Below are 19204 nucleotides of genomic sequence, written 5' to 3' on the forward strand. Positions count from 1 at the left end.
GCACTTTCCGCGCGCTGTCCTGTTGCAAACCGGACAAAGGTGCAAATTGCGGGGATCGGACAGAGCCACAAATAGGGTTCCGGCACGCGACAGAGACAGCCGCGTGCCGGATGAGTTTACTTCTGCTGGTCCTGTTGCTGCGCCTGCTGCGCGACGGCACCAGCGGCAGCGCCAACGGCTGCTTTTTGGTCTTCACTCAGGTGTTCCGCATCATCCAGACCGGGAATGGCGACACGCACTTCGCGGCGTGCGAAGTCGATGCCGTTTTCTTTGAAGGCGGCTTTGACGCGGTTGAAGATCTCTTTGCGCAGGGTGAACTGCTTGCCGGGTTTGGCCATGAACTTGCCCCGGATGATCATGCCGACATCGTCAAAGTCGAACACACCCTGAGACTTGAACGGCTGCAGGAAGCCATCCTTGTGGGTCTCGTCCTCCATCATCTCGGCGCCGATCTTCTTAAAGATCTTCTTCACCTTGTTGGGATCGGTGTCGAACGGCACGGTGAATTTTAGCTTCATGATGACCCAGTCGCGGCTGTAATTGGTCAGTTTCTGAATCTCACCATATGGAATGGTGTGCACCGGCCCGCGATGGTGACGCAGTTGCATGGAGCGGATCGAGATCTTCTCGACTGTCCCGGTGGTGCCTCCCACATCGACATACTCACCAACGCGGAATGCATCATCGATCAGGAAGAAAATGCCGCCAACGATGTCGGATACCAGCTTTTGCGCGCCGAAACCGATGGCCAGACCCAGGATACCTGCACCAGCCAGAAGTGGCGTGATGTCGAGCCCAAGGGCGCCCAATGCCAGCAAAACGAAGATCACGGCAATCGCCACCTGAGCCGTTACTCGCAGCAGCGGCAGAACCGTTGCCAGACGCGAGCCACCAGCACCGCCGCCTTCGCCAGCTTCTTCGTCCGGGCTTTGCGCGGCGGTCATCTCTTTCGCCAGTCGGCGGTTGATCCAGAGCGAGACGACCTCATTGAGGATGTAGCCAACGGCGATGATGATGAAGAACTGCACCAGTTTGCTACCTGAATCCGCATCCCCACCAGCGATTTCCTGCAGATCGAGATCCCATGCGTTGGCGATCATCAGGATGACCAGAATACCGGCCAGAACCCGACCGATACGGATGTAGCTGCGCTTGGTTGACTTATAGGCGCGTTCGGCCACCGAACCTTCGCCCTGCATCGGAGGTTGCAGATGACGGACAAGTCCTCGGATAAGAGTGTCGAGCGCCGGGGCGATCAACAGCCAGAACATGGTGGTGAAATGCGCCCCCTGAACCAGCAGAGCCAGCGATGCCGGGTTACGCTGCGCCACCAGAAACTCGACCAGAAGCCAAGTCGCAGCCGAGACCGCAATGGCGAAGTAGGGGTAATAATGTGCCACTTCCTCGTCGAACTTGGTGTGGTCCGGGTCCGTTCCCAACATCATCTGCGACAGACCTTCACGCGCATTCCATGCGATCAGGCCGATGTAGATGTGGATGCCTGCGTTCAGCCAGAAGCCGATACGCGTATCATCCCCCGTGATGCCGTTCAGGCTGTTGAAGTGCAGCAGGAACAGGGTGAAACCGATCAGGATCAGCAACCCGATCAGGTTGCGGTGCAGGTATTTGGCCCAGTGATCGTCGATATTTACCAGACGGTAGTGGGGTTTGTTCGGTGCCAGCACAAAGCGTGAGGCGGCGGCACCCAGCCGTGGTATCCAGATCAGGTAGAACACAAACGGCCCGGCATAGGTGATTTGCTCGGGCGTCAGCAGGCCACGCCCAACCGCGCGGATGACCACGTAAAATACTACAAGCCCAGCGATTTCCCGACAGAAACGACCGAAAAGATACCGGGCAGCGCCCCAGAGATCGCCCTCGGCCTCGGCCTCGGTCTGGACATGCCAGCGGCGGGTCAGAATCTCGAATAGTTTTTCGGCGATGAAGCCCACAACCAGAACACTTGCAACCAGCCCCATCAGAACCAAAGCACCGAATGAGGTGAAGGTGGTTGCAAAATTCTTGATGGCGGTGGCTTGCGCGCTGAAGAGATTGGGGACGGTCGTTATGACATGCGTCCAAGAGGCGACCATTTCGCTCCAGACTTCATTCAACTCGGTAATCGGATCCTCGCGATCCTCTGCAGCGGCTGCGTTTTTCTCGGCCACCGCGTCCAGACGCTCCAACAGGATAGAGCGGACCTGATCATCCGACATCCGTGCAACCAAGTCATCAACCTGCTCGGGCGTCAGGTCTTCGGGAATGCTAACAGGGGCAGGCGCACTGGAGGTCGACGTGCCCGCGACTTGGGCATGCAGGGGTCCAACCAGTAAAAATAGTGAAAAAATCGCCGCCAGAAGGCGGAGGGGGCTTATCATGGTTCTGTCCTCGAACACGAATTTTTAAACGTTTTTTCGGATCATAGGCAGGTGTCGGAGATTTTCCCAGAAATTTCATCGCTCTGGGCGGTGAGATTGGGGAAAACTAAAAAATGATTTTTGAAGAAGCCAAAAAAAAGGCCGAGCACTAAGCTCGGCCATAGTCCAACAGGGAGGTATGAAGATGATGAGCGTTTCAGCATCACCGCCTTCGAGTGCTCATTTAGGGGTCGGTTTGTGAACGTTCAAGAAGTTTTAATCTGATCGTTCAGCATTGCTGCTATGCCGCGAGTGCATAGCTAGAGTTTACCCATCATTTTCAGCTGTTTGCGTTGCGCGATGATCTCGTCCTGAACGAAGTCGCGGAATGCTCCGACCCGCTTGGAATGGCGCAATTCTTCCGGATAAGCGAGGTAAACGGGAACGTCCGCGTTTTCGATTTCCGACAAGATCGGAACGAGGTGCGGGAAGTCCTGTGTCACGTAGTCGGGCAGGACGCCAATTCCCAGGTTGTGCAACACGCCCTGAAGCACGCCGAAATAGTTGTTTACTGTCAGCAGGGACCCCGGATTGAAGGTCATCAGATGACGCACCATCGCCGCACTTGCGCCCACCTGCGGGGCCGACGGTGTCTGGCTGATCAGACGGTGTTCCTTGATCTCTTCCAGCGATTTCAGCATTCCGCCATGGGATTCCAGATACTCCTGCGTGGCATAGAGCTTCATCTGGACGGTCATCAGGCGTTTGCGGATCAGATCGGCCTGGCTGGGCTCTTTCATGCGGATGGCAACGTCGGCTTCACGCATGGGCAGGTCCAGAACACGCTCTTCCAGCATCAAGTCGATGTTCAGATCTGGGTACTGTTCGTAGAGTTTAGGCAAGCGGGGGGCCAGCCACAGGGTGCCGAAGCCGAACGTGGTGGTCACGCGTAGGACGCCGAAGACTTCCTCTTCGCTGTCGCGGATGCGCGCCGCGGCGGCGTCCAGACGTTTGGACATGGCCGAGGTCGCATCAAACAGCAATTCACCCTGTTCGGTCAGAATCAGGCCGCGGGCGTGGCGGTGGAAAAGGGTTGCGTCGAGCGATTCTTCAAGCGCGCGGATCTGACGGCTCACGGCGGATTGAGATAAATTGAGCCTATCCCCCGCATGGGTCAGGCTGCCCGCATCGGCCACCGCGTGAAATATTCTAAGCTTGTCCCAATCCATCGCCGCAACTTTCGTTATCCTCGTGAAGCCCTATATGAAATAGGTAACAAGTTCCACAATCAAACCATGAAATCCTTGGGATTCAGGGGATAATGGCTATACAGGTCAATAATTGTGACCTAAAATGCGTGAATATAAAGCACACTGATCTGACGAGGGGAGACGTCTGATGAGTCAGCCACACATAACGCTGAACGACCGCTTCGATCTTGAAAAATCACCCGTTCTTTTGAACGGAACACAGGCGCTTGTGCGTCTGATGCTGATGCAGAAGGCCCGCGATCAAAAGGCCGGGCTCAATACCGCTGGGCTAGTGACGGGTTATCGCGGTTCACCTCTGGGTGCGGTGGATCAGCAGATGATGCGCGCCCAGCGCTATCTGGCTGAAAGCGATGTGACCTTTCAATACGGCTTGAACGAGGATCTGGCGGCCACCGCGCTTTGGGGCAGCCAGCAGGCGGGCCTGCGCGGCGATGGCCGGTATGACGGCGTCTTTGGTCTTTGGTACGGCAAGGGGCCGGGGGTTGACCGGTCGGGCGATGTGATGCGTCACGCCAATATGGCGGGCACCGCGCAACATGGCGGTGTGCTGATGGCAATGGGGGATGACCATACAGGCGAAAGCTCGACCGTGTTGCACCAGTCGGAGTGGTCTCTGGTCGATATGTATATGCCCGTGGTCAGCCCTGCAGGCGTGCAGGAGATTTTGGACTATGGCATTTACGGCTTTGCGCTCAGCCGGTTTGCCGGTGTCTGGGTTGGTCTGAAAACAATGAAGGACACGATTGAGGTGACCTCGGTCGTCGATGGCAGGCCCGACCGGATGGGCGTCGTGATCCCCGAATTCGACATGCCCGAAGGTGGCTTGAACATCCGTCTTGGCGATACGCCGCATCTGCAAGAGGCCCGCGTGATCGACTACAAGCGTTTCGCGGCCGAGACGTTCTCGCATGCCAACAAGCTGGACAAACGTGTCTGGGGCAAGCCGGGGGCCAAGATCGGGTTCGTTGCGGCGGGTAAAAACTGGCTGGACCTGACCCACGCGCTGTCTTTGCTGAACATTGATGAGGCCGAGGCGGAACGGCTGGGCATCACGACTTACAAGATCGGGCAGACGTTCCCCCTGGATATGGCCGGGTTCCATGATTGGGCTGAAGGACTGGACCTGATTGTGATCGTTGAAGAAAAACGCAAGCTGATCGAGGTGCAGGTCAAAGAGGCAATTTTTGACGACCGCCGGGGTCGCCGCGTTTATGGCTGGTACAAGGGCGGCGCCGGAACGCTGCATCGTGAGGAGTTGTTCCCCACACGCGGCGCATTGGACCCTATCATGATTGCCGAAAAGCTGGGTGACATCCTGATTGAAGAGGGACGCGATACGGATAGTGTCCGCGCAGGCCTCGCCAAACTGTCTGAGGCGCGGCGCGCAGACAACGCACAAGAAATCGCGACGCGTTTGCCGTATTTCTGTTCGGGCTGTCCGCATAACAGCTCAACCAAAGTGCCCGAAGGCAGCCGCGCCTATGCAGGTATCGGGTGCCACTACATGGTGCAGTGGATGGACCGTGAGACGACTGGCTTCACCCAGATGGGCGGCGAGGGCGCGAACTGGATTGGTGAGGCTCCGTTCTCGACTACCAAGCACGTGTTCCAGAACCTGGGCGACGGGACGTATAACCACTCGGGTGTGCAGGCGATCCGTGCGGCGCTGTCGGCGGGCACAAACATCACCTTTAAAATCCTGTTCAACGATGCGGTTGCCATGACCGGCGGGCAGGGGAACGAAGGCGATCTGACGGCTGAACGGATCGTGGCCGAGGTGAAGGCCATGGGCGTGCAGCATGTGGCTCTGGTCTATGATGAAAAGGAAGACGTGAACCTTGGGGCTCTACCTTCGGGGGTGGAAAGCTTTGAACGTGCCGAGTTGATGAAAGTGCAGGACCGGTTCCGCGAGATCGAGGGCGTCTCGGTCATCGTCTATGTCCAGACCTGCGCGGCCGAAAAACGCCGTCGCCGCAAGCGTGGTGAGTTCCCGGATCCGGACAAGCGCGTCTTCATCAATACTGATATTTGCGAAGGATGCGGTGATTGCGGGGTGCAGTCGAACTGCGTCTCGATCGTGCCCAAGGAGACCGAACTGGGCCGCAAACGCGCGATTGATCAATCCAGCTGTAACAAGGATTTCTCGTGCCTGAACGGCTTCTGTCCGTCCTTTGTCACTCTGGAAGGGGCAAAGATTCGGAAAGAGGCGACCAAACAGCTTGATCTGCCCGATCTGCCCATGCCCGATCTGCCGCAGATCGATGGTACGCATAACGTGGTTATCACCGGAATTGGTGGCACAGGTGTTGTGACCCTCGGGGCGATTCTGGCGCAAGCGGCGCAAATCGACGGTAAGGGCGCGGGTATGATGGAGATGGCCGGCCTCGCCCAAAAAGGCGGCGCGGTGCATATTCATTGCCGTCTGGCGAACAGACCGGAAGATATTAGCGCCATTCGCGTCGCAACCGGCGAGGCGCATGCGCTGATCGGCGGCGACCTCGTGGTCTCGGCCGGGGCAAAAACTCTGGGCCTGACACGGGCCGGACAGACCGGCGCGGTGGTCAACAACCACAACACGGTGACCGGCGATTTTACCCGCGATACAGAATTCCGTATTCCGGGCGAGCAGTTGGAGCTGGCGCTGCAAGCGCGGCTGAAGAAAGGGGTGAGCCTGTTCGATGCGACCGATCTGGCCAAGATCGTGATGGGCGATTCGATCTACTCCAACATGATGGTCTTCGGCGCGGCATGGCAGCGCGGTACTCTGCCTGTCAGTCGTGAGGCGATCATGACCGCGATTGAGCTGAACGGAACCGCCGTGGAACGCAACAAACGGGCTTTTGACGTGGGTCGCTGGGCTGTTCTACACCCGGAGGAGGCACAGGCGATACTGGCACCTTCCGTCTCGGAATTGCCCAAGACCCTGGACCAAATGATCGACTTCCGGGCGCAGCACCTGACCGACTACCAGTCGGCCCGATTGGCGAAACGCTACCGCAAGCTGGTGGACGGTATAGCAGATGAAACGCTGCGCGAGGCTGTAGCAAAAGGCTATCACAAGCTGTTGTCCTACAAGGATGAATACGAAGTCGCGCGCCTTTTACTGACCAGCCGGGACAAGGCCGCAGCCGAGTTCGACGGTGATTTCAACATGACCTTCCACCTGGCCCCGCCGATTTTTGGTGGGGAGGGCAGCAATGGCAGACCGCGAAAGCGCGCCTTTGGGGAATGGATGCTTGGGCCTTTAAAGCTGTTGGCCAAGTTGAAGAGTTTGCGCGGCACGCCTTTGGATATCTTCGGCTACTCAGCCGAGCGGCGGATGGAACGCGCGCTGATCAAACAGTACGAACAGGACATGAAAGAGGTACTGCCTCTGATAACGGAAGACACGCAGGATGCGATTGTTGCACTGGCCCGTTTGCCGCTCGACATACGTGGGTTTGGCCCCGTTTTGATGCAAAACGAAGCCAAAGCTGCGAAACGGCGCGAGGAACTGCTGGCCGCGATCCGCAGCGGAGGACCGGAGATGCGCGCTGCGGCGGAATGAGGCGTCACAAACCTGTCACCTTCGCTAGGCAAAATCTCCGCTTAACGTATAATGCAGGCAGTTAGTTCCGGAGTCCTCAGATGCCCTCGCGCCGTCATGTCGTTCGAGACATTTCTTATGCCCATTCCGCCGAAACCAAGGGCGGTCGGATGGTCATCAAGCTGATGGAAAACACGACAGGCCGCATGCGCCTGATTAAGCGTGCGGACGGGTATGAACAAGACGTCGCCAAGGGGCGCGACTTCTGGGATGTCATGGTCGAACGCTACGGTTTGACGCTGGATGTTGTGGGCGGGGCGCTGTCGAATATCCCGAAGGACGGCCCTCTGATCCTGATTGCCAACCACCCTTACGGCATTCTGGACGGGTTGATGATGGGGCATATCCTGTCTGAAACGCGCGGCGATTTCCGGATTCTGGCCCATCGCGTGTTCCGTAAGGCAGAAGATCTGAACCGCATCATCCTGCCGATCTCTTTTGAAGAGACGAAAGAGGCAATGAAGCTGAACCTTGAAACCCGCAAAACCGCGTTGAACTATCTTGGCGATGGTGGGGCGATCGGAATTTTTCCGGGTGGAACCGTCAGCACGGCTCTCACGCCGTTCGACCACCCGATGGACCCCGGCTGGCGCGGATTCACCGCTCGGATGGTCGCCAAATCCCATGCCACAGTGGTGCCGGTTTTCTTTGACGGCCACACGTCTCGTTTGTTCCAGATCGCCAGCCATTTGCACAACACCCTGCGGATGGGATTGCTGATCAAGGAGTTCAAGAAACGCGTCGATACACCTGTGAGAGTTGTGATCGGCGAGCCAATTGGCCGTGATGTTCTGGACCCACTCAGCAAGGATACGCGCAAGATGATGGATTTCCTGCGCAAAGCCACGTATGAGCTGTCTCCGACACCGCTGAAGTCTTTTGACTACGGCTATGAATTTGAGGAACGGCATCGCGCCTGAAGGGTTAATGGCAGTAGGTATCTTTGATTCCGGTTTGGGCGGTTTGACCGTCCTGAACGCCGCGCAGCAACGGCTGCCCGACGTGGATTTCCTGTATTACGCGGACAGTGCGCATGCGCCGTATGGCGTGCGCGATGCCGAGGATATCTATCAGCTAACCCGCAAGGCGGTCTACGACTTGTGGGATCGCGGCTGCAATCTGGTGATTCTGGCCTGCAATACCGCCAGCGCGGCTGCCCTGCGCCGGATGCAGGAAGAAGGCGTGCCCGAAGGCAAACGGGTTCTTGGGGTCTTTGTCCCTCTGATCGAGGCGCTGACCGAGCGGCAATGGGGCGACAACTCGCCTCCGCGGGAAGTGGCGGTCAAGCATGTGGCCTTGTTTGCAACGCCCGCCACAGTCTCCAGCCGCGCCTTCCAGCGGGAACTGGCGTTTCGCGCGATTGGTGTGGATGTCGAGGCACAGGCCTGCGGCGGCGTGGTGGATGCCATTGAAGACGGTGATTTGATTCTGGCCGAAGCTCTGGTGCGCAGCCATGTGGATGCGTTGAAGCGCAAGATGCCCGAACCTCAGGCGGCGATTCTGGGCTGCACGCATTACCCCTTGATGGCCGAGACGTTTCAGGCTGCTCTGGGCGCGGATGTTCAGGTGTTCAGCCAGGGCGATCTGGTGGCTGAAAGCCTGGCCGACTATCTGCAACGCCACCCGACCATGCTCGGTGAGGGAGAAGGCGGCTATCTGACCACCGGCAAGCCCGGTTTTGTCAGTGATCGGGCGACACAGTTCCTCCGACGACAAATCTCGTTTGAGGCGGCCTGATTTAGGTCAAGGACGCCACCCCTCCGATTTTCTAAATCCAAGACCGTCACAGTGGCGGTCATGATATGTGACACATGCAAAGAAGAGGTCTGACATGACCCATAAAATCGCAATTCTGGGCGCCTCAGGCTATACTGGCGCTGAACTGGTGCGGCTGATCGCCGAGCACCCGAACTTGGAGATCGTTGCGCTGGCGGCGGAACGTAAGGCGGGCCTGTCGATGGCTCAGGTCTTCCCGCATCTGCGCCACATGAACCTGCCGGATCTGTGTAAGATTTCTGAAATCGACTTTTCCCAGATCGACCTGTGTTTCTGCGCTTTGCCGCATAAAACCAGTCAGGAAGTAATCCGGGACCTGCCGAAGAATCTGAAGATCATTGATTTGTCTGCTGATTTCCGGCTGCAGGACGCCGATGAGTATGAAAAATGGTACGGCAACCCGCATAGCGCGTTGGAGCAGCAGGAAGAGGCGGTTTATGGCCTTACCGAGTTCTATCGTGACGACATTCGGACCGCACGGCTTGTGGCCGGTACGGGCTGCAACGCGGCAACCGGACAATATGTGCTGCGGCCGCTGATTTCGGCTGGGGTTATTGATCTGGACGACATCATCCTCGACCTGAAATGCGCCGTGTCGGGCGCTGGCCGGTCGTTGAAAGAAAACCTGCTGCATGCCGAGCTGAGCGAAGGCGCAAATGCCTATGCCATCGGTGGTACGCACCGCCATTTGGGTGAGTTCGATCAGGAGTTTTCTAAACTGGCCGGTCGTACGGTGCATATCCAATTCACGCCGCACCTGATCCCGGCAAACAGGGGTATTCTGGCGACCTCCTACGTGAAGGGCGACCCGCAGAGCGTTTTTGATACGCTGGCAAAAGCCTATGCTGACGAGCCTTTTATTGAGGTTCTGCCGACGGGCGAGGCGCCCTCGACCCACCATGTGCGGGGATCGAATTTCTGCCACATAGGTGTTGTTGCGGACCGGATTGAACGGCGCGCGATTGTGATCGCCGCTTTGGATAACCTGACAAAAGGTAGCAGCGGGCAGGCCTTGCAGAATGCCAACCTGATGTTAGGTGAGGATGAAACCCGAGGGCTGATGATGGCCCCCTTGTTCCCGTGAGGACGGTATGAAAACGCTCAAGAAACGTCGTCGAGTTCAGATCATTTTGGTGGCCGTGGCGGCCCTGGCGGTGTCGACGGCGTTGATTGGGTATGCAATGCGCGATGGCATCAACTTCTTCCGCTCGCCCAGCCAAGTGATCGCCGAGCCGCCTTCGCCGACCGAGGTGTTTCGTATTGGTGGTCTGGTCGAAGAGGGCTCGATCGTCCGGGGGCAGGGTGAAACGGTGCGCTTTGTGGTCACTGATGGCGGAGAGAGCGTTCCGGTGGCGTTTACCGGGGTTCTGCCGGATCTGTTTTCGGAAAATGAGGGTATGGTTGGGACGGGTCGCTATGTGAACGGTGTGTTTGAAGCGACTGAAATTCTTGCAAAACACGATGAGACCTATATGCCGAAAGAGGTCATGGACGCCTTGAAGGAACAGGGCGTTTACAAAGATCCCGGCGAAAGCTGAACGCAGCTGCGCTGCGTGCCTCTGGCGGAGGTATTTTTGAACAGAAGAAGAAGGGGCGTTGCGTGCGGATGGCAGGCGGCGCTCTGTTTCGTTTGGGGTTGTTAAGGAGTTTGCAGGATCGTTCCCTCGACTGATGCAGGTGGGGGTCGTGATGCAGACTGTTCAACAGATTGCCGAAGAGATTGTGCGTCGGGAAGGCGGGTTTGTGGATGATCCGGATGATCCGGGAGGAGCCACCAATTTCGGCGTGACCATTCACACGATGCGGCGTTTGGGGCTGGATTTGACACGGGACGGGGTGGTTGATGTCGCCGATGTTCGAGCGCTCAGCAGCGCGCAGGCGGTTGATATCTTTGTGCAGCATTATTTTGAGAAACCGGGGATCGCCGCTTTGCCCGAGGCGCTGCAGGCCAGTGTGTTCGACATGTATGTAAACGCGGGCGCGCAGGCGGTGCGCATTTTGCAATCGCTTTTGGTGAAGATGGGTTTTTCTGTTGTGGTGGACGGGGTTATCGGCCCGCAGACCATCGGCGCCAGTCAGGACGCGGCGCGCCCGAATCCGGTTCAGTTGCGGGACGCCTATGGGGTGGCGCGGCGGAATTATTACTTTCGGCTCGCAGATCGGCGGCCTGCATCGCGAAAGTATGCCCGTACCCGTGCAGGCGGGAAAGGCGGTTGGATCAGGCGGGCGGAAGAATTCCTGTCGGATCGCTATCACCTGAGCAATGAGGCGTTTCAGAGGAGGGTTTCGGGATGGGATTGATCTCGGGCGTTTTGGGGTTCTTGTTCGGTGGCGGGCGCAACGTGGTGCGCGAAACCGCAGAGGTTTTTCGGGAGAACGCCGATGCGGGTGCCCAGCGTCGGTTGGTGGCGCAAACTCAGGCCATGACGCAGTTCGGAGCCGAGTTTCAAAGGCCGCCCAAAGGCATGTTCGACCGGTTTATGGACGGGTTGAACCGTCTTCCGCGTCCGGCCTTGGCGTTGGGAACGTTGGGCTTGTTTGCTGCCGCCATGATCGATCCGATCTGGTTTTCGGCGCGAATGCAGGGGATTGCGCTGGTGCCAGAACCTTTGTGGTGGTTGTTGGGCGTTATTGTCTCGTTCTATTTTGGGGCACGGCATCAGGCGAAATCGCTGGATTTGCAACGCGAGATCTCGGCCGTGATGGCGCGGACTCCGACAGTTCTGGCCAACCTTGATGCGCTTGGAAATATGCGCAGCGACCGACCCGGTGCGGCAGATACGGGGCCGGATGCGCGCTTGTCACAAGAGAGCCTGCTGGCCGACGCGAACCCGGCTTTAGAGGATTGGCGACGCGAAAGGGGCTGAGTTGCGACACTATGTGCCCCGAAATCAAACGAAAGTGGTTGGCGATTACCGTGCCTCCGGCATATATCCTGCCCTATGGTTACAGAGCTAGGTCACTTCGCGCTAATCCTCGCCTTTTTCGTCGCTATCGTGCAAAGCGTGGTGCCCCTGATCGGGGCGTCGAAACGCTGGGCTGGATGGATGGCGTTTGCGGAACCGGCGGCAATCTCCCAATTCCTGCTGACTGCATTCTCCTTCGGAGCGCTGGTTTGGGCGTTCACCACGTCTGATTTCTCGCTGAGGATCGTGGTTGAGAACAGCCATTCGGCGAAGCCGATGATCTACAAGATCAGTGGGACATGGGGGAACCACGAAGGCTCGATGCTGTTGTGGGTGCTGATTGTGACCCTGTTCGGCGCAATGGCCGCGTTTTTTGGCGCCGGCCTGCCGCCGACGCTGAAAGCGCGCGTGTTGGCTGTGCAGTCGGCTGTGGCCGTGGCGTTTTTTGCCTTTATCCTGTTTACCTCGAACCCGTTTGATCGTTTAGCGATTGCTCCGTTCGATGGGCGCGACCTGAACCCGCTACTGCAAGATCCGGGCTTGGCGTTCCACCCGCCGTTTCTTTATCTGGGCTATGTCGGCCTGAGCATGGCGTTCAGCTTTGCCGTGGCCGCGTTGATCGAGGGCCGTATTGATGCGGCCTGGGGCCGATGGGTACGTCCGTGGACGCTGGCCGCTTGGGTGTTTCTGACCATCGGGATCGCTCTGGGGTCGTGGTGGGCCTATTATGAGCTTGGCTGGGGCGGTTTCTGGTTCTGGGATCCGGTCGAGAATGCCTCGTTCATGCCATGGCTGCTGGCGGCGGCGCTATTGCACTCGGCCATTGTCGTGGAAAAGCGCGAGGCGCTGAAGAGCTGGACAATCTTGCTGGCGATCATTGCCTTTGGGTTCTCGTTGATCGGGACATTCATTGTGCGCTCGGGGCTTCTGACCTCGGTTCATGCCTTCGCAACAGATCCTGAGCGGGGCGTTTTCATTCTGTTGATCCTTGTGTTCTTTATCGGTGGCGCGCTGACCCTGTTTGCGGCGCGGGCGCAGGCGATGGAGGCGAAGGGCGTCTTTGGCATGGTCAGCCGTGAGAGCGCGCTGGTCGTGAACAATGTGCTTCTGGCTGTTAGTTGCTTTGTTGTATTCGTCGGTACCATGTGGCCGATGGTGGCCGAGATGATGTTTGACAGGAAACTCTCGGTCGGACCTCCGTTCTTTAACGCGGCCTTCACGCCGTTCATGGTACTGTTGGGGCTGGTTCTACCGGTTGGCGCAATGTTGCCGTGGAAGCGCGGAAAGCTGGGCAAGACAGCGTGGTCGCTGCGCTATGCGTTTGTGCTGGCCGTCGCCCTTGGCGTGCTGGTCTGGGCCATGCAGACGGGACGCAGTGCTTTGGGACCTGTGGGTCTGTTTCTGGGCGCATGGATCACCTTCGGCGCCGTTCTAGATTTATGGAGCCGGACAGGGCGAAACGGCAGCCTGAAACGCCTGTTCCGCCTGCCAGGGGCCGATTGGGGCAAGGCGGTTGCCCATACGGGGCTGGGTGTGACCATCTTCGCCATCGCCGGTCTGACCGCGTGGGAGGTTGAGGATATCCGCGTCGCCCAGCCGGGGCAGCCTTTTGAGGTTGGTCAATTCACCCTGACGCTTGAGGATGTCAATCGTGTGCAAGGGCCGAATTATTTCTCGACCATGGCGAATGTGAAGGTGGAGACCAACGGGCGCATGATCGGGACGCTGCATCCCGAAAAACGCGACTATCCGGTTGCGCGTATGCCCACCACCGAGGCCGCGATTGACTACCGGATCATGCGCGATCTCTATGTGGTGATCGGGGATCAACAAGCGGATGGGGGCTGGGTCTTGCGGACCTATATCAAACCCTTCGCCAACTGGATCTGGGCCGGATGTCTCATGATGGCGTTGGGCGGCGTCCTCAGCCTCTGCGACCGACGTTTCCGAGTTGCGGCTGGCGCACGCAAAGCCCCCTCTGCCGGAGTACCCGCAGAATGAAACGTCTGATCCTGATCCTTATGCTTTTGGCGGCACCGGGATTTGCTGTGCAACCGGATGAAGTGCTGGACGATCCGGTGCTGGAACAACGGGCCCGCGACCTCAGCACCGGGTTGCGCTGTCTTGTATGTCGAAACGAGAGTATCGATGAAAGCAACGCCGATCTAGCGCGCGACCTGCGCTTGCTGGTACGCGAAAGGCTGGTGGCAGGGGATACGGATGAAGAGGCAATTGCCTTCATCGTCGATCGCTATGGAGAATATGTGTTGCTGAAGCCTACGGTTACAGGTTCGAACCTGATGCTGTGGCTTGCCGGGCCAATCATGTTGCTTATTGCCGCCGGTGTTGGCTTGGTCTTTCTGCGCAACCGGGCCAAGGCGCAAGCGTTGGGTGAAAGCGACGGGCTGAGCGACGCCGAAAAAGAGCGCCTGAGCCAAATTCTGAAGGACTGACGCGTGGTTCTGCTTTTCCTCGGCTTGTGAATACGGCAGTGTCCGCTCACGCACAGGCGCGAGGGAGAGCTTTAATGGACTACGAAACGATCCTGCTGGACATCAGGGACGGGCTTGCGGTGCTGACGCTGAACCGCCCCGACAAGATGAACGCGCTCACTACGCAAATGCGGGCCGAGATCACCCATGCGATGAAACACGCGGCCCGAAATGCGCGGTGCATCGTGTTGACCGGGGCCGGACCGGCCTTTTGTTCCGGGCAGGATCTGGGTGATGCGTCCTCGACCGGAAAGATCGACCTGGAACGCTCGCTGCGTGATGAATATGAGCCGATGCTCGAGACCATCCATGACAGCCCGGTGCCCACGATTGCCGCCGTCAACGGACCTGCAGCCGGGGCGGGGGCCAACCTTGCGCTCTGTGCCGATGTGGTGATCGCGACCGAGAGCGCCTATTTCCTGCAGGCCTTTTCCCGCATCGGCTTGCTTCCGGACGCTGGCGGTACATGGTTCATGCCGCGCCAGATGGGGCTGGCCAAGGCCATGGGGGCCGCGTTGTTTGCTGACAAGATCACCGCGCGTCAGGCCGATGATTGGGGGCTGATCTGGGAAGCGGTCGCCGATGATGCGTTTGATGCCCATTGGCGTAGTCGGGCCGCACATTTGGCCCAAGGTCCAACGGCGGCTTATGGCGCGATCAAGCAGGCGCTCCGCGGTACTTATGAGAAGACCTTGCCGCAGCAATTGGCGACCGAGGCGCATTTGCAAGGTGAATGTGGTCGCTCGCGCGATTTTGCCGAAGGCGTGGTGGCCTTCATGGAAAAACGCCCCCCGAAATTCGAGGGGCGCTAACTCAGGCGCGGCGGCGGCGTCGGGCGCGGCGCCCAGGCGCGGCATCGTCGCCGGTGCCATCCGAGGCGGATGAGAACGGTCCAAGCGCATCGGTGATCTGATCAAGCGTCGGGCGCGCGCCACGTTCTGTGCTGTCCAGAGCTACACGCATTTTCTCAAGATGCGCGGGCATGGTGCCACAGCAACCACCGATGATCTTTGCACCTGCGTCGCGGGCCATTACGGCATAGTCGGCCATCAGATCGGGCGTGCCGTCATAGTGGATGTGACCGTCGACATATTTGGGGATCCCCGCATTGCCTTTCGAGATCAAAGGCCGCTCGGTCCCTTGTGCGGTGAACCCAAGTACAGTGCGCAGGATGTCCGACGCTCCGGTACCGCAATTCGCTCCAAACGCAATCGGAGGGTTGGGCAGCGTTTCCACCAGTAGGGCCAGATCAGCCGAGGTGACGCCCATCATGGTGCGCCCGGCAGTGTCAAAGCTCATGGTGCCGCACCAGGGCATATCCGCCAATGCGAAGGCCTCGGCTGCGGCGCGGAATTCCTCGGGGGCGCTGATTGTTTCGACCCACAGAACATCTACGCCGCCGTCTTTGAGGGCCTCAGCCTGTTCGTGGAACATCTCGACCGCCTCGGAATGCGACAGGCTTCCGACCGGCTCCATGATCTCACCGGTGGGGCCGACCGAGCCGGCAACCACGATGGTGCGTCTGGATTTGTCCGCGACCTCACGCCCGAGTTCAGCGCCAATGCGGTTCAGCTCACCCACGCGGTTTTGCGCGTCATGCAGCTTGAGCCGGGCCGAGGTGCCGCCGAAGGTGTTGGTCAGAAACAGATCGCTGCCCGCATCGACCGAGCCTTGATAAAGCGCGCGGATCCTATCTGGCGCATCCACATTCCAAAGCTCAGGCGCATCGCCGGATTGCAGACCCATGTTGAAGAGATTGGTTCCGGTAGCACCATCGGCCAGAATGGCCTCTTTGGTCTCGAGAAGCTGGGTCAGCGCGTTTGTCATGGGCTTGGTCCGACGTGTTTGGCGCAAAGCGCCCGTATGAATATGAGACGCCCCGTGTCTCATGACCGGGGCGTCAAATCAAATTCATATTACTCATGAAGATCATGAGGGGACCGGTGGCTTAGTCCGTCTCGCTCATGACCTGCGCTTTGGCTTCGGGCAGAAGCTCGGCCATTTTCGCGCGGATTTCGTCATCCGAGGACAGGCCGCCCAGATCGGCAGAGACCTTGCGCACGACGTCTTCGTGGCCTGCCTCTTCCATATCGGCGATCACGACAGTTTTGGCGTAGTCGTCCGCGTCAGAGCCGGTTTTCCCCAACTTTGCCGCCGCCCAAAGGCCCAGCAATTTGTTGCAGCGGGCCTGTGCCTTGAACTGCATTTCTTCGTCATGGGCAAACTTGGCTTCAAAGGCGTTTTCGCGTTCGTCGAACGTGGTCATTGTATTGGGACCTCATAGCGTGGACATTCCTCATCTAGATAAGAAACGAATTTCGGAATGTATAGCGAAAATGGGCTTTGCGCGACCAAATGCGCTGTGTTGCTGCACGCGGGACATGTGGACAGGTTCTGAGGGTGCGCAATACCTATGAGGAACCTTTCGAAAGCGCATGGTCTGATGGAAAGCAACCAGACAACTTGCGGGTTGGGGCGGGCTGCTCTATGAGGGCCGCAGCCGCGCGATCTGCGCGTATTGCCGATATGGAAGGGGCCCCGATGGCGCGTCGCAAGAAAATCTACGAAGGCAAAGCCAAGATTCTGTATGAAGGCCCCGAGCCTGGCACGATTGTGCAGTACTTCAAGGATGACGCCACCGCGTTCAATGCCGAAAAGAAAGACGTGATCGACGGTAAAGGCGTGCTGAACAACCGCCTGTCCGAGTTCTTTATGAACGGCCTGACCCAGATCGGTGTTCCGAACCACTTCATCCGCCGCTTGAACATGCGCGAGCAGTTGGTGCGGAACTGCGAGATTGTCCCTTTGGAGGTGATCGTACGCAACTATGCCGCCGGTACGATGTCCAAACGTCTGGGCATTGCCGAGGGCACGCAGCTGCCGCGTCCGATTGTCGAATACTGCTACAAGGACGACTCTCTGGGTGATCCGCTGGTCACCGAAGAGCATATCGCGGCCTTTGGCTGGGCCAGTCAGCAGGACATGGACGATATCCTCAGCCTCGCGCTGCGCGTTAATGACTTCATGAGCGGTGTGATGCTGGCCGTGGGCATTCGCTTGGTTGATTTCAAAATCGAGATCGGCCGCGTATTCGACGGTGATTACCAGCGTCTGATCGTCGCTGATGAGATCAGCCCCGACAGCTGCCGCTTGTGGGATATCGAAACCGGCCAGAAGCTTGATAAGGATGTCTTCCGCCGTGATCTCGGCAACCTGACCGACGCTTACTCCGAGGTCGCGCGCCGCTTGGGTGTTCTGCCGCAAAGCAACGTGACCAAGCCGACGCTGATCAACTGATCTCGGCCTCTGCCTAAAAGATTTGCAAAGCGCCGCCCCGATCTGGGTGGCGTTTTTCGTGCGAGAGCAGGGTATGCCGTTCGACCCGCATCACCCGCGCGGACCGATTTGAGGCACGCCCTTTCGTAGCTTTTCAATCTTCGCCGCAAACAGGGTTGTCCCAAAGGCACAACCGCGCTATCCCCCGCGCAACGAAATGGGCCGGCGATCGTGGCCCTCAGGTGGAGTTGCGAAGATGAAGGCACGGGTGCATGTGATGCTCAAGAATGGGGTGCTGGACCCTCAGGGTGAGGCGGTCCGCCACGCATTGGGTGCCATGGGCTTTGATCAGGTCGAAGGTGTGCGCCAGGGCAAGGTCATTGATCTGGAGCTCGCCGAAGGCGCGACTGAGGCGGACGTGACCGAGATGTGCGAAAAGCTGTTGGCCAACACCGTCATCGAACGCTACGAGATCGAACTGGTCTGATTGGATGCGGGCAGCGCGTCTGATCACCTATCGCCGGCCGCTGGAGCTGACCACCATTCCCGACCCTGAACCGGCCGAGGATGGCGTTGTCGTCCGAGTGTTGGCCTGCGGCGTCTGCCGGTCAGATTGGCATGCGTGGTCGGGGTCGGACCCGGATGTGATCCTCCCGATGACACCCGGCCATGAATATTGCGGCGAGGTTGTTGCGGTGGGCAGCCGCGTCCGCCGTTGGAAAACCGGTGATCGGGTGATTGCGCCTTTCATTCTGGCCTGTGGTCATTGCCAGGACTGTGCCCAAGGCAATCAAACCACCTGCGCCGACCAGGTCGTGCCGGGGTTTACCTGTGACGGAGCTTTCGCCGAATACATCGCGGTTGCGCATGCGGATGCCAATCTGACGGAACTGCCCGAGACACTCGCGCCAGAGATCGCGGCGGCGCTGGGATGTCGGGTCACGACCGCGTGGCAGGCGCTGGTTGGACGTGCGCAGCTGCAAGGCGGAGAATGGCTGGCCGTGTTCGGCGGGGGCGGAGTAGGGATCTCGACCCTGTTGTTGGGCAAGGCGCTTGGCGCACGGGTGGTGGTCGTCGATATTTCGGAAGACAAGTTGAGCTACGCGAAATCTCTGGGCGCGGATGCTGTCGTGAACGCGGCGACATGTGACGCGTCTGAGGCGGTGAAAGATATCACCGATGGTGGTGCCCATGTGGCGATTGAGGCGCTGGGGATTGAAGCCACGACCGTGGCGTCGATGCGATCCCTGCGCAAACTAGGCCGGATGGTTCAGATCGGCATGCCTGCGGGCGATCATGCAGCTATGACGCTGCCGATGGATGTGCTCTATTCCGGCCAGCTTTCTGTATATGGAACACGAGGGATGCCCAGTTGGCGCTATCCGTCGCTTCTGTCGTTGATCACGGGTTCGAATCTCGATCTCAGCCCGCTCGTGACACGACAGGTATCTCTGAACCAGGTGAGTGAAGAACTTGCCGCTTTCGACGCTCCTGCACCTCCGGGTGTGGCGGTTGTCACTGATTTTACTTGCTAGGAGGG

The 19204-nt window shown here is 58.6% G+C and carries 17 protein-coding genes; 13 read left to right on the forward strand and 4 right to left on the reverse strand.

Features of this window, described 5'->3' with window-relative positions:
* Window positions 1-116: 116 nt before the first annotated feature.
* Both ACR0I8_RS00290 and ACR0I8_RS00295 read right to left on the reverse strand, forming a co-directional pair.
* Complete coding sequence (locus tag ACR0I8_RS00290) at window positions 117-2378, reverse strand: mechanosensitive ion channel family protein (RefSeq protein ID WP_170688601.1); 2262 nt, start codon at window positions 2376-2378, stop codon at window positions 117-119.
* Window positions 2379-2677: 299 nt separating this feature from the next.
* Window positions 2678-3586 carry a LysR family transcriptional regulator gene (locus ACR0I8_RS00295; RefSeq protein WP_170373615.1) on the reverse strand — a complete coding sequence of 303 codons (909 nt, stop codon included), beginning with the start codon at window positions 3584-3586 and terminating at the stop codon, window positions 2678-2680.
* 169 nt (window positions 3587-3755) lie between these two features.
* Between ACR0I8_RS00295 and ACR0I8_RS00300 the strand changes: the two genes are divergently transcribed.
* The 10 genes from ACR0I8_RS00300 (at window position 3756) to ACR0I8_RS00345 (ending at window position 15200) form a co-directional block, all read left to right on the forward strand.
* Entirely contained in the window at window positions 3756-7175 is a 3420-nt protein-coding gene (locus ACR0I8_RS00300; RefSeq protein ID WP_170688602.1) for an indolepyruvate ferredoxin oxidoreductase family protein, read from the forward strand.
* An 80-nt stretch (window positions 7176-7255) separates the two neighbouring features.
* Entirely contained in the window at window positions 7256-8134 is an 879-nt protein-coding gene (locus ACR0I8_RS00305) for a lysophospholipid acyltransferase family protein (protein ID WP_170688603.1), read from the forward strand.
* Between the two features lie 7 nt (window positions 8135-8141).
* Entirely contained in the window at window positions 8142-8951 is an 810-nt protein-coding gene (locus tag ACR0I8_RS00310; RefSeq protein ID WP_170373618.1) for a glutamate racemase, read from the forward strand.
* A gap of 94 nt (window positions 8952-9045) precedes the next feature.
* On the forward strand, window positions 9046-10074 hold the full coding sequence (gene argC / locus ACR0I8_RS00315; RefSeq protein ID WP_170688604.1) for an N-acetyl-gamma-glutamyl-phosphate reductase: 1029 nt from the start codon (window positions 9046-9048) through the stop codon (window positions 10072-10074).
* A 7-nt stretch (window positions 10075-10081) separates the two neighbouring features.
* Window positions 10082-10528, forward strand: coding sequence for a cytochrome c maturation protein CcmE (gene ccmE / locus ACR0I8_RS00320; protein WP_170458116.1), 447 nt, complete (start codon window positions 10082-10084; stop codon window positions 10526-10528).
* A gap of 151 nt (window positions 10529-10679) precedes the next feature.
* Window positions 10680-11291: a holin-associated N-acetylmuramidase gene (locus ACR0I8_RS00325; protein ID WP_170688605.1), complete on the forward strand. Its 612-nt coding sequence runs from the start codon at window positions 10680-10682 to the stop codon at window positions 11289-11291.
* A complete protein-coding gene (locus tag ACR0I8_RS00330) occupies window positions 11282-11857 on the forward strand; it encodes a holin family protein (RefSeq protein ID WP_170688606.1) in 576 nt (191 codons plus the stop codon). The genes ACR0I8_RS00325 and ACR0I8_RS00330 overlap by 10 nt, the downstream gene beginning before the upstream one ends.
* Window positions 11858-11932: 75 nt before the next feature.
* Window positions 11933-13897: a heme lyase CcmF/NrfE family subunit gene (locus tag ACR0I8_RS00335; RefSeq protein ID WP_170688607.1), complete on the forward strand. Its 1965-nt coding sequence runs from the start codon at window positions 11933-11935 to the stop codon at window positions 13895-13897.
* On the forward strand, window positions 13894-14349 hold the full coding sequence (locus ACR0I8_RS00340; RefSeq protein WP_170641474.1) for a cytochrome c-type biogenesis protein: 456 nt from the start codon (window positions 13894-13896) through the stop codon (window positions 14347-14349). Before ACR0I8_RS00335 ends, ACR0I8_RS00340 begins: the two co-directional genes overlap by 4 nt.
* Before the next feature lie 74 nt (window positions 14350-14423).
* Window positions 14424-15200, forward strand: coding sequence for an enoyl-CoA hydratase-related protein (locus ACR0I8_RS00345; RefSeq protein ID WP_170688608.1), 777 nt, complete (start codon window positions 14424-14426; stop codon window positions 15198-15200).
* A gap of 1 nt (window position 15201) precedes the next feature.
* On the opposite strand, the gene bmt is transcribed toward ACR0I8_RS00345, so the two are convergent.
* Both bmt and ACR0I8_RS00355 read right to left on the reverse strand, forming a co-directional pair.
* Window positions 15202-16215, reverse strand: coding sequence for a betaine--homocysteine S-methyltransferase (gene bmt / locus ACR0I8_RS00350; RefSeq protein WP_170688609.1), 1014 nt, complete (start codon window positions 16213-16215; stop codon window positions 15202-15204).
* 121 nt (window positions 16216-16336) lie between these two features.
* The gene (locus tag ACR0I8_RS00355) at window positions 16337-16654 is read right to left on the reverse strand and encodes a DUF1476 domain-containing protein (RefSeq protein WP_170373627.1); all 318 of its coding nucleotides are present in this window, start codon (window positions 16652-16654) and stop codon (window positions 16337-16339) included.
* Window positions 16655-16929: 275 nt separating this feature from the next.
* On the opposite strand from ACR0I8_RS00355, the gene purC reads away from it, so the two are divergent.
* The 3 genes from purC (at window position 16930) to ACR0I8_RS00370 (ending at window position 19199) form a co-directional block, all read left to right on the forward strand.
* On the forward strand, window positions 16930-17685 hold the full coding sequence (gene purC, locus ACR0I8_RS00360) for a phosphoribosylaminoimidazolesuccinocarboxamide synthase (RefSeq protein WP_170467720.1): 756 nt from the start codon (window positions 16930-16932) through the stop codon (window positions 17683-17685).
* A 235-nt stretch (window positions 17686-17920) separates the two neighbouring features.
* The gene (purS, locus tag ACR0I8_RS00365) at window positions 17921-18151 is read left to right on the forward strand and encodes a phosphoribosylformylglycinamidine synthase subunit PurS (RefSeq protein ID WP_170374301.1); all 231 of its coding nucleotides are present in this window, start codon (window positions 17921-17923) and stop codon (window positions 18149-18151) included.
* A gap of 4 nt (window positions 18152-18155) precedes the next feature.
* Window positions 18156-19199 (forward strand): zinc-dependent alcohol dehydrogenase family protein, encoded by a 1044-nt coding sequence (locus ACR0I8_RS00370; RefSeq protein ID WP_170688610.1) that lies wholly within the window; start codon window positions 18156-18158, stop codon window positions 19197-19199.
* Window positions 19200-19204 lie beyond the last annotated feature (5 nt).

This window comes from Ruegeria sp. BG9 (assembly GCF_056538305.1).

Coding starts and splice junctions, on each gene's coding strand:
- ACR0I8_RS00290 (WP_170688601.1), bottom strand. CDS start 2,378: ATGATAAGCCCCCTCCGCCTTCTGGCGGCGATTTTTTCACTATTTTTA.
- ACR0I8_RS00295 (WP_170373615.1), bottom strand. CDS start 3,586: ATGGATTGGGACAAGCTTAGAATATTTCACGCGGTGGCCGATGCGGGC.
- ACR0I8_RS00300 (WP_170688602.1), top strand. CDS start 3,756: ATGAGTCAGCCACACATAACGCTGAACGACCGCTTCGATCTTGAAAAA.
- ACR0I8_RS00305 (WP_170688603.1), top strand. CDS start 7,256: ATGCCCTCGCGCCGTCATGTCGTTCGAGACATTTCTTATGCCCATTCC.
- ACR0I8_RS00310 (WP_170373618.1), top strand. CDS start 8,142: ATGGCAGTAGGTATCTTTGATTCCGGTTTGGGCGGTTTGACCGTCCTG.
- argC (WP_170688604.1), top strand. CDS start 9,046: ATGACCCATAAAATCGCAATTCTGGGCGCCTCAGGCTATACTGGCGCT.
- ccmE (WP_170458116.1), top strand. CDS start 10,082: ATGAAAACGCTCAAGAAACGTCGTCGAGTTCAGATCATTTTGGTGGCC.
- ACR0I8_RS00325 (WP_170688605.1), top strand. CDS start 10,680: ATGCAGACTGTTCAACAGATTGCCGAAGAGATTGTGCGTCGGGAAGGC.
- ACR0I8_RS00330 (WP_170688606.1), top strand. CDS start 11,282: ATGGGATTGATCTCGGGCGTTTTGGGGTTCTTGTTCGGTGGCGGGCGC.
- ACR0I8_RS00335 (WP_170688607.1), top strand. CDS start 11,933: ATGGTTACAGAGCTAGGTCACTTCGCGCTAATCCTCGCCTTTTTCGTC.
- ACR0I8_RS00340 (WP_170641474.1), top strand. CDS start 13,894: ATGAAACGTCTGATCCTGATCCTTATGCTTTTGGCGGCACCGGGATTT.
- ACR0I8_RS00345 (WP_170688608.1), top strand. CDS start 14,424: ATGGACTACGAAACGATCCTGCTGGACATCAGGGACGGGCTTGCGGTG.
- bmt (WP_170688609.1), bottom strand. CDS start 16,215: ATGACAAACGCGCTGACCCAGCTTCTCGAGACCAAAGAGGCCATTCTG.
- ACR0I8_RS00355 (WP_170373627.1), bottom strand. CDS start 16,654: ATGACCACGTTCGACGAACGCGAAAACGCCTTTGAAGCCAAGTTTGCC.
- purC (WP_170467720.1), top strand. CDS start 16,930: ATGGCGCGTCGCAAGAAAATCTACGAAGGCAAAGCCAAGATTCTGTAT.
- purS (WP_170374301.1), top strand. CDS start 17,921: ATGAAGGCACGGGTGCATGTGATGCTCAAGAATGGGGTGCTGGACCCT.
- ACR0I8_RS00370 (WP_170688610.1), top strand. CDS start 18,156: ATGCGGGCAGCGCGTCTGATCACCTATCGCCGGCCGCTGGAGCTGACC.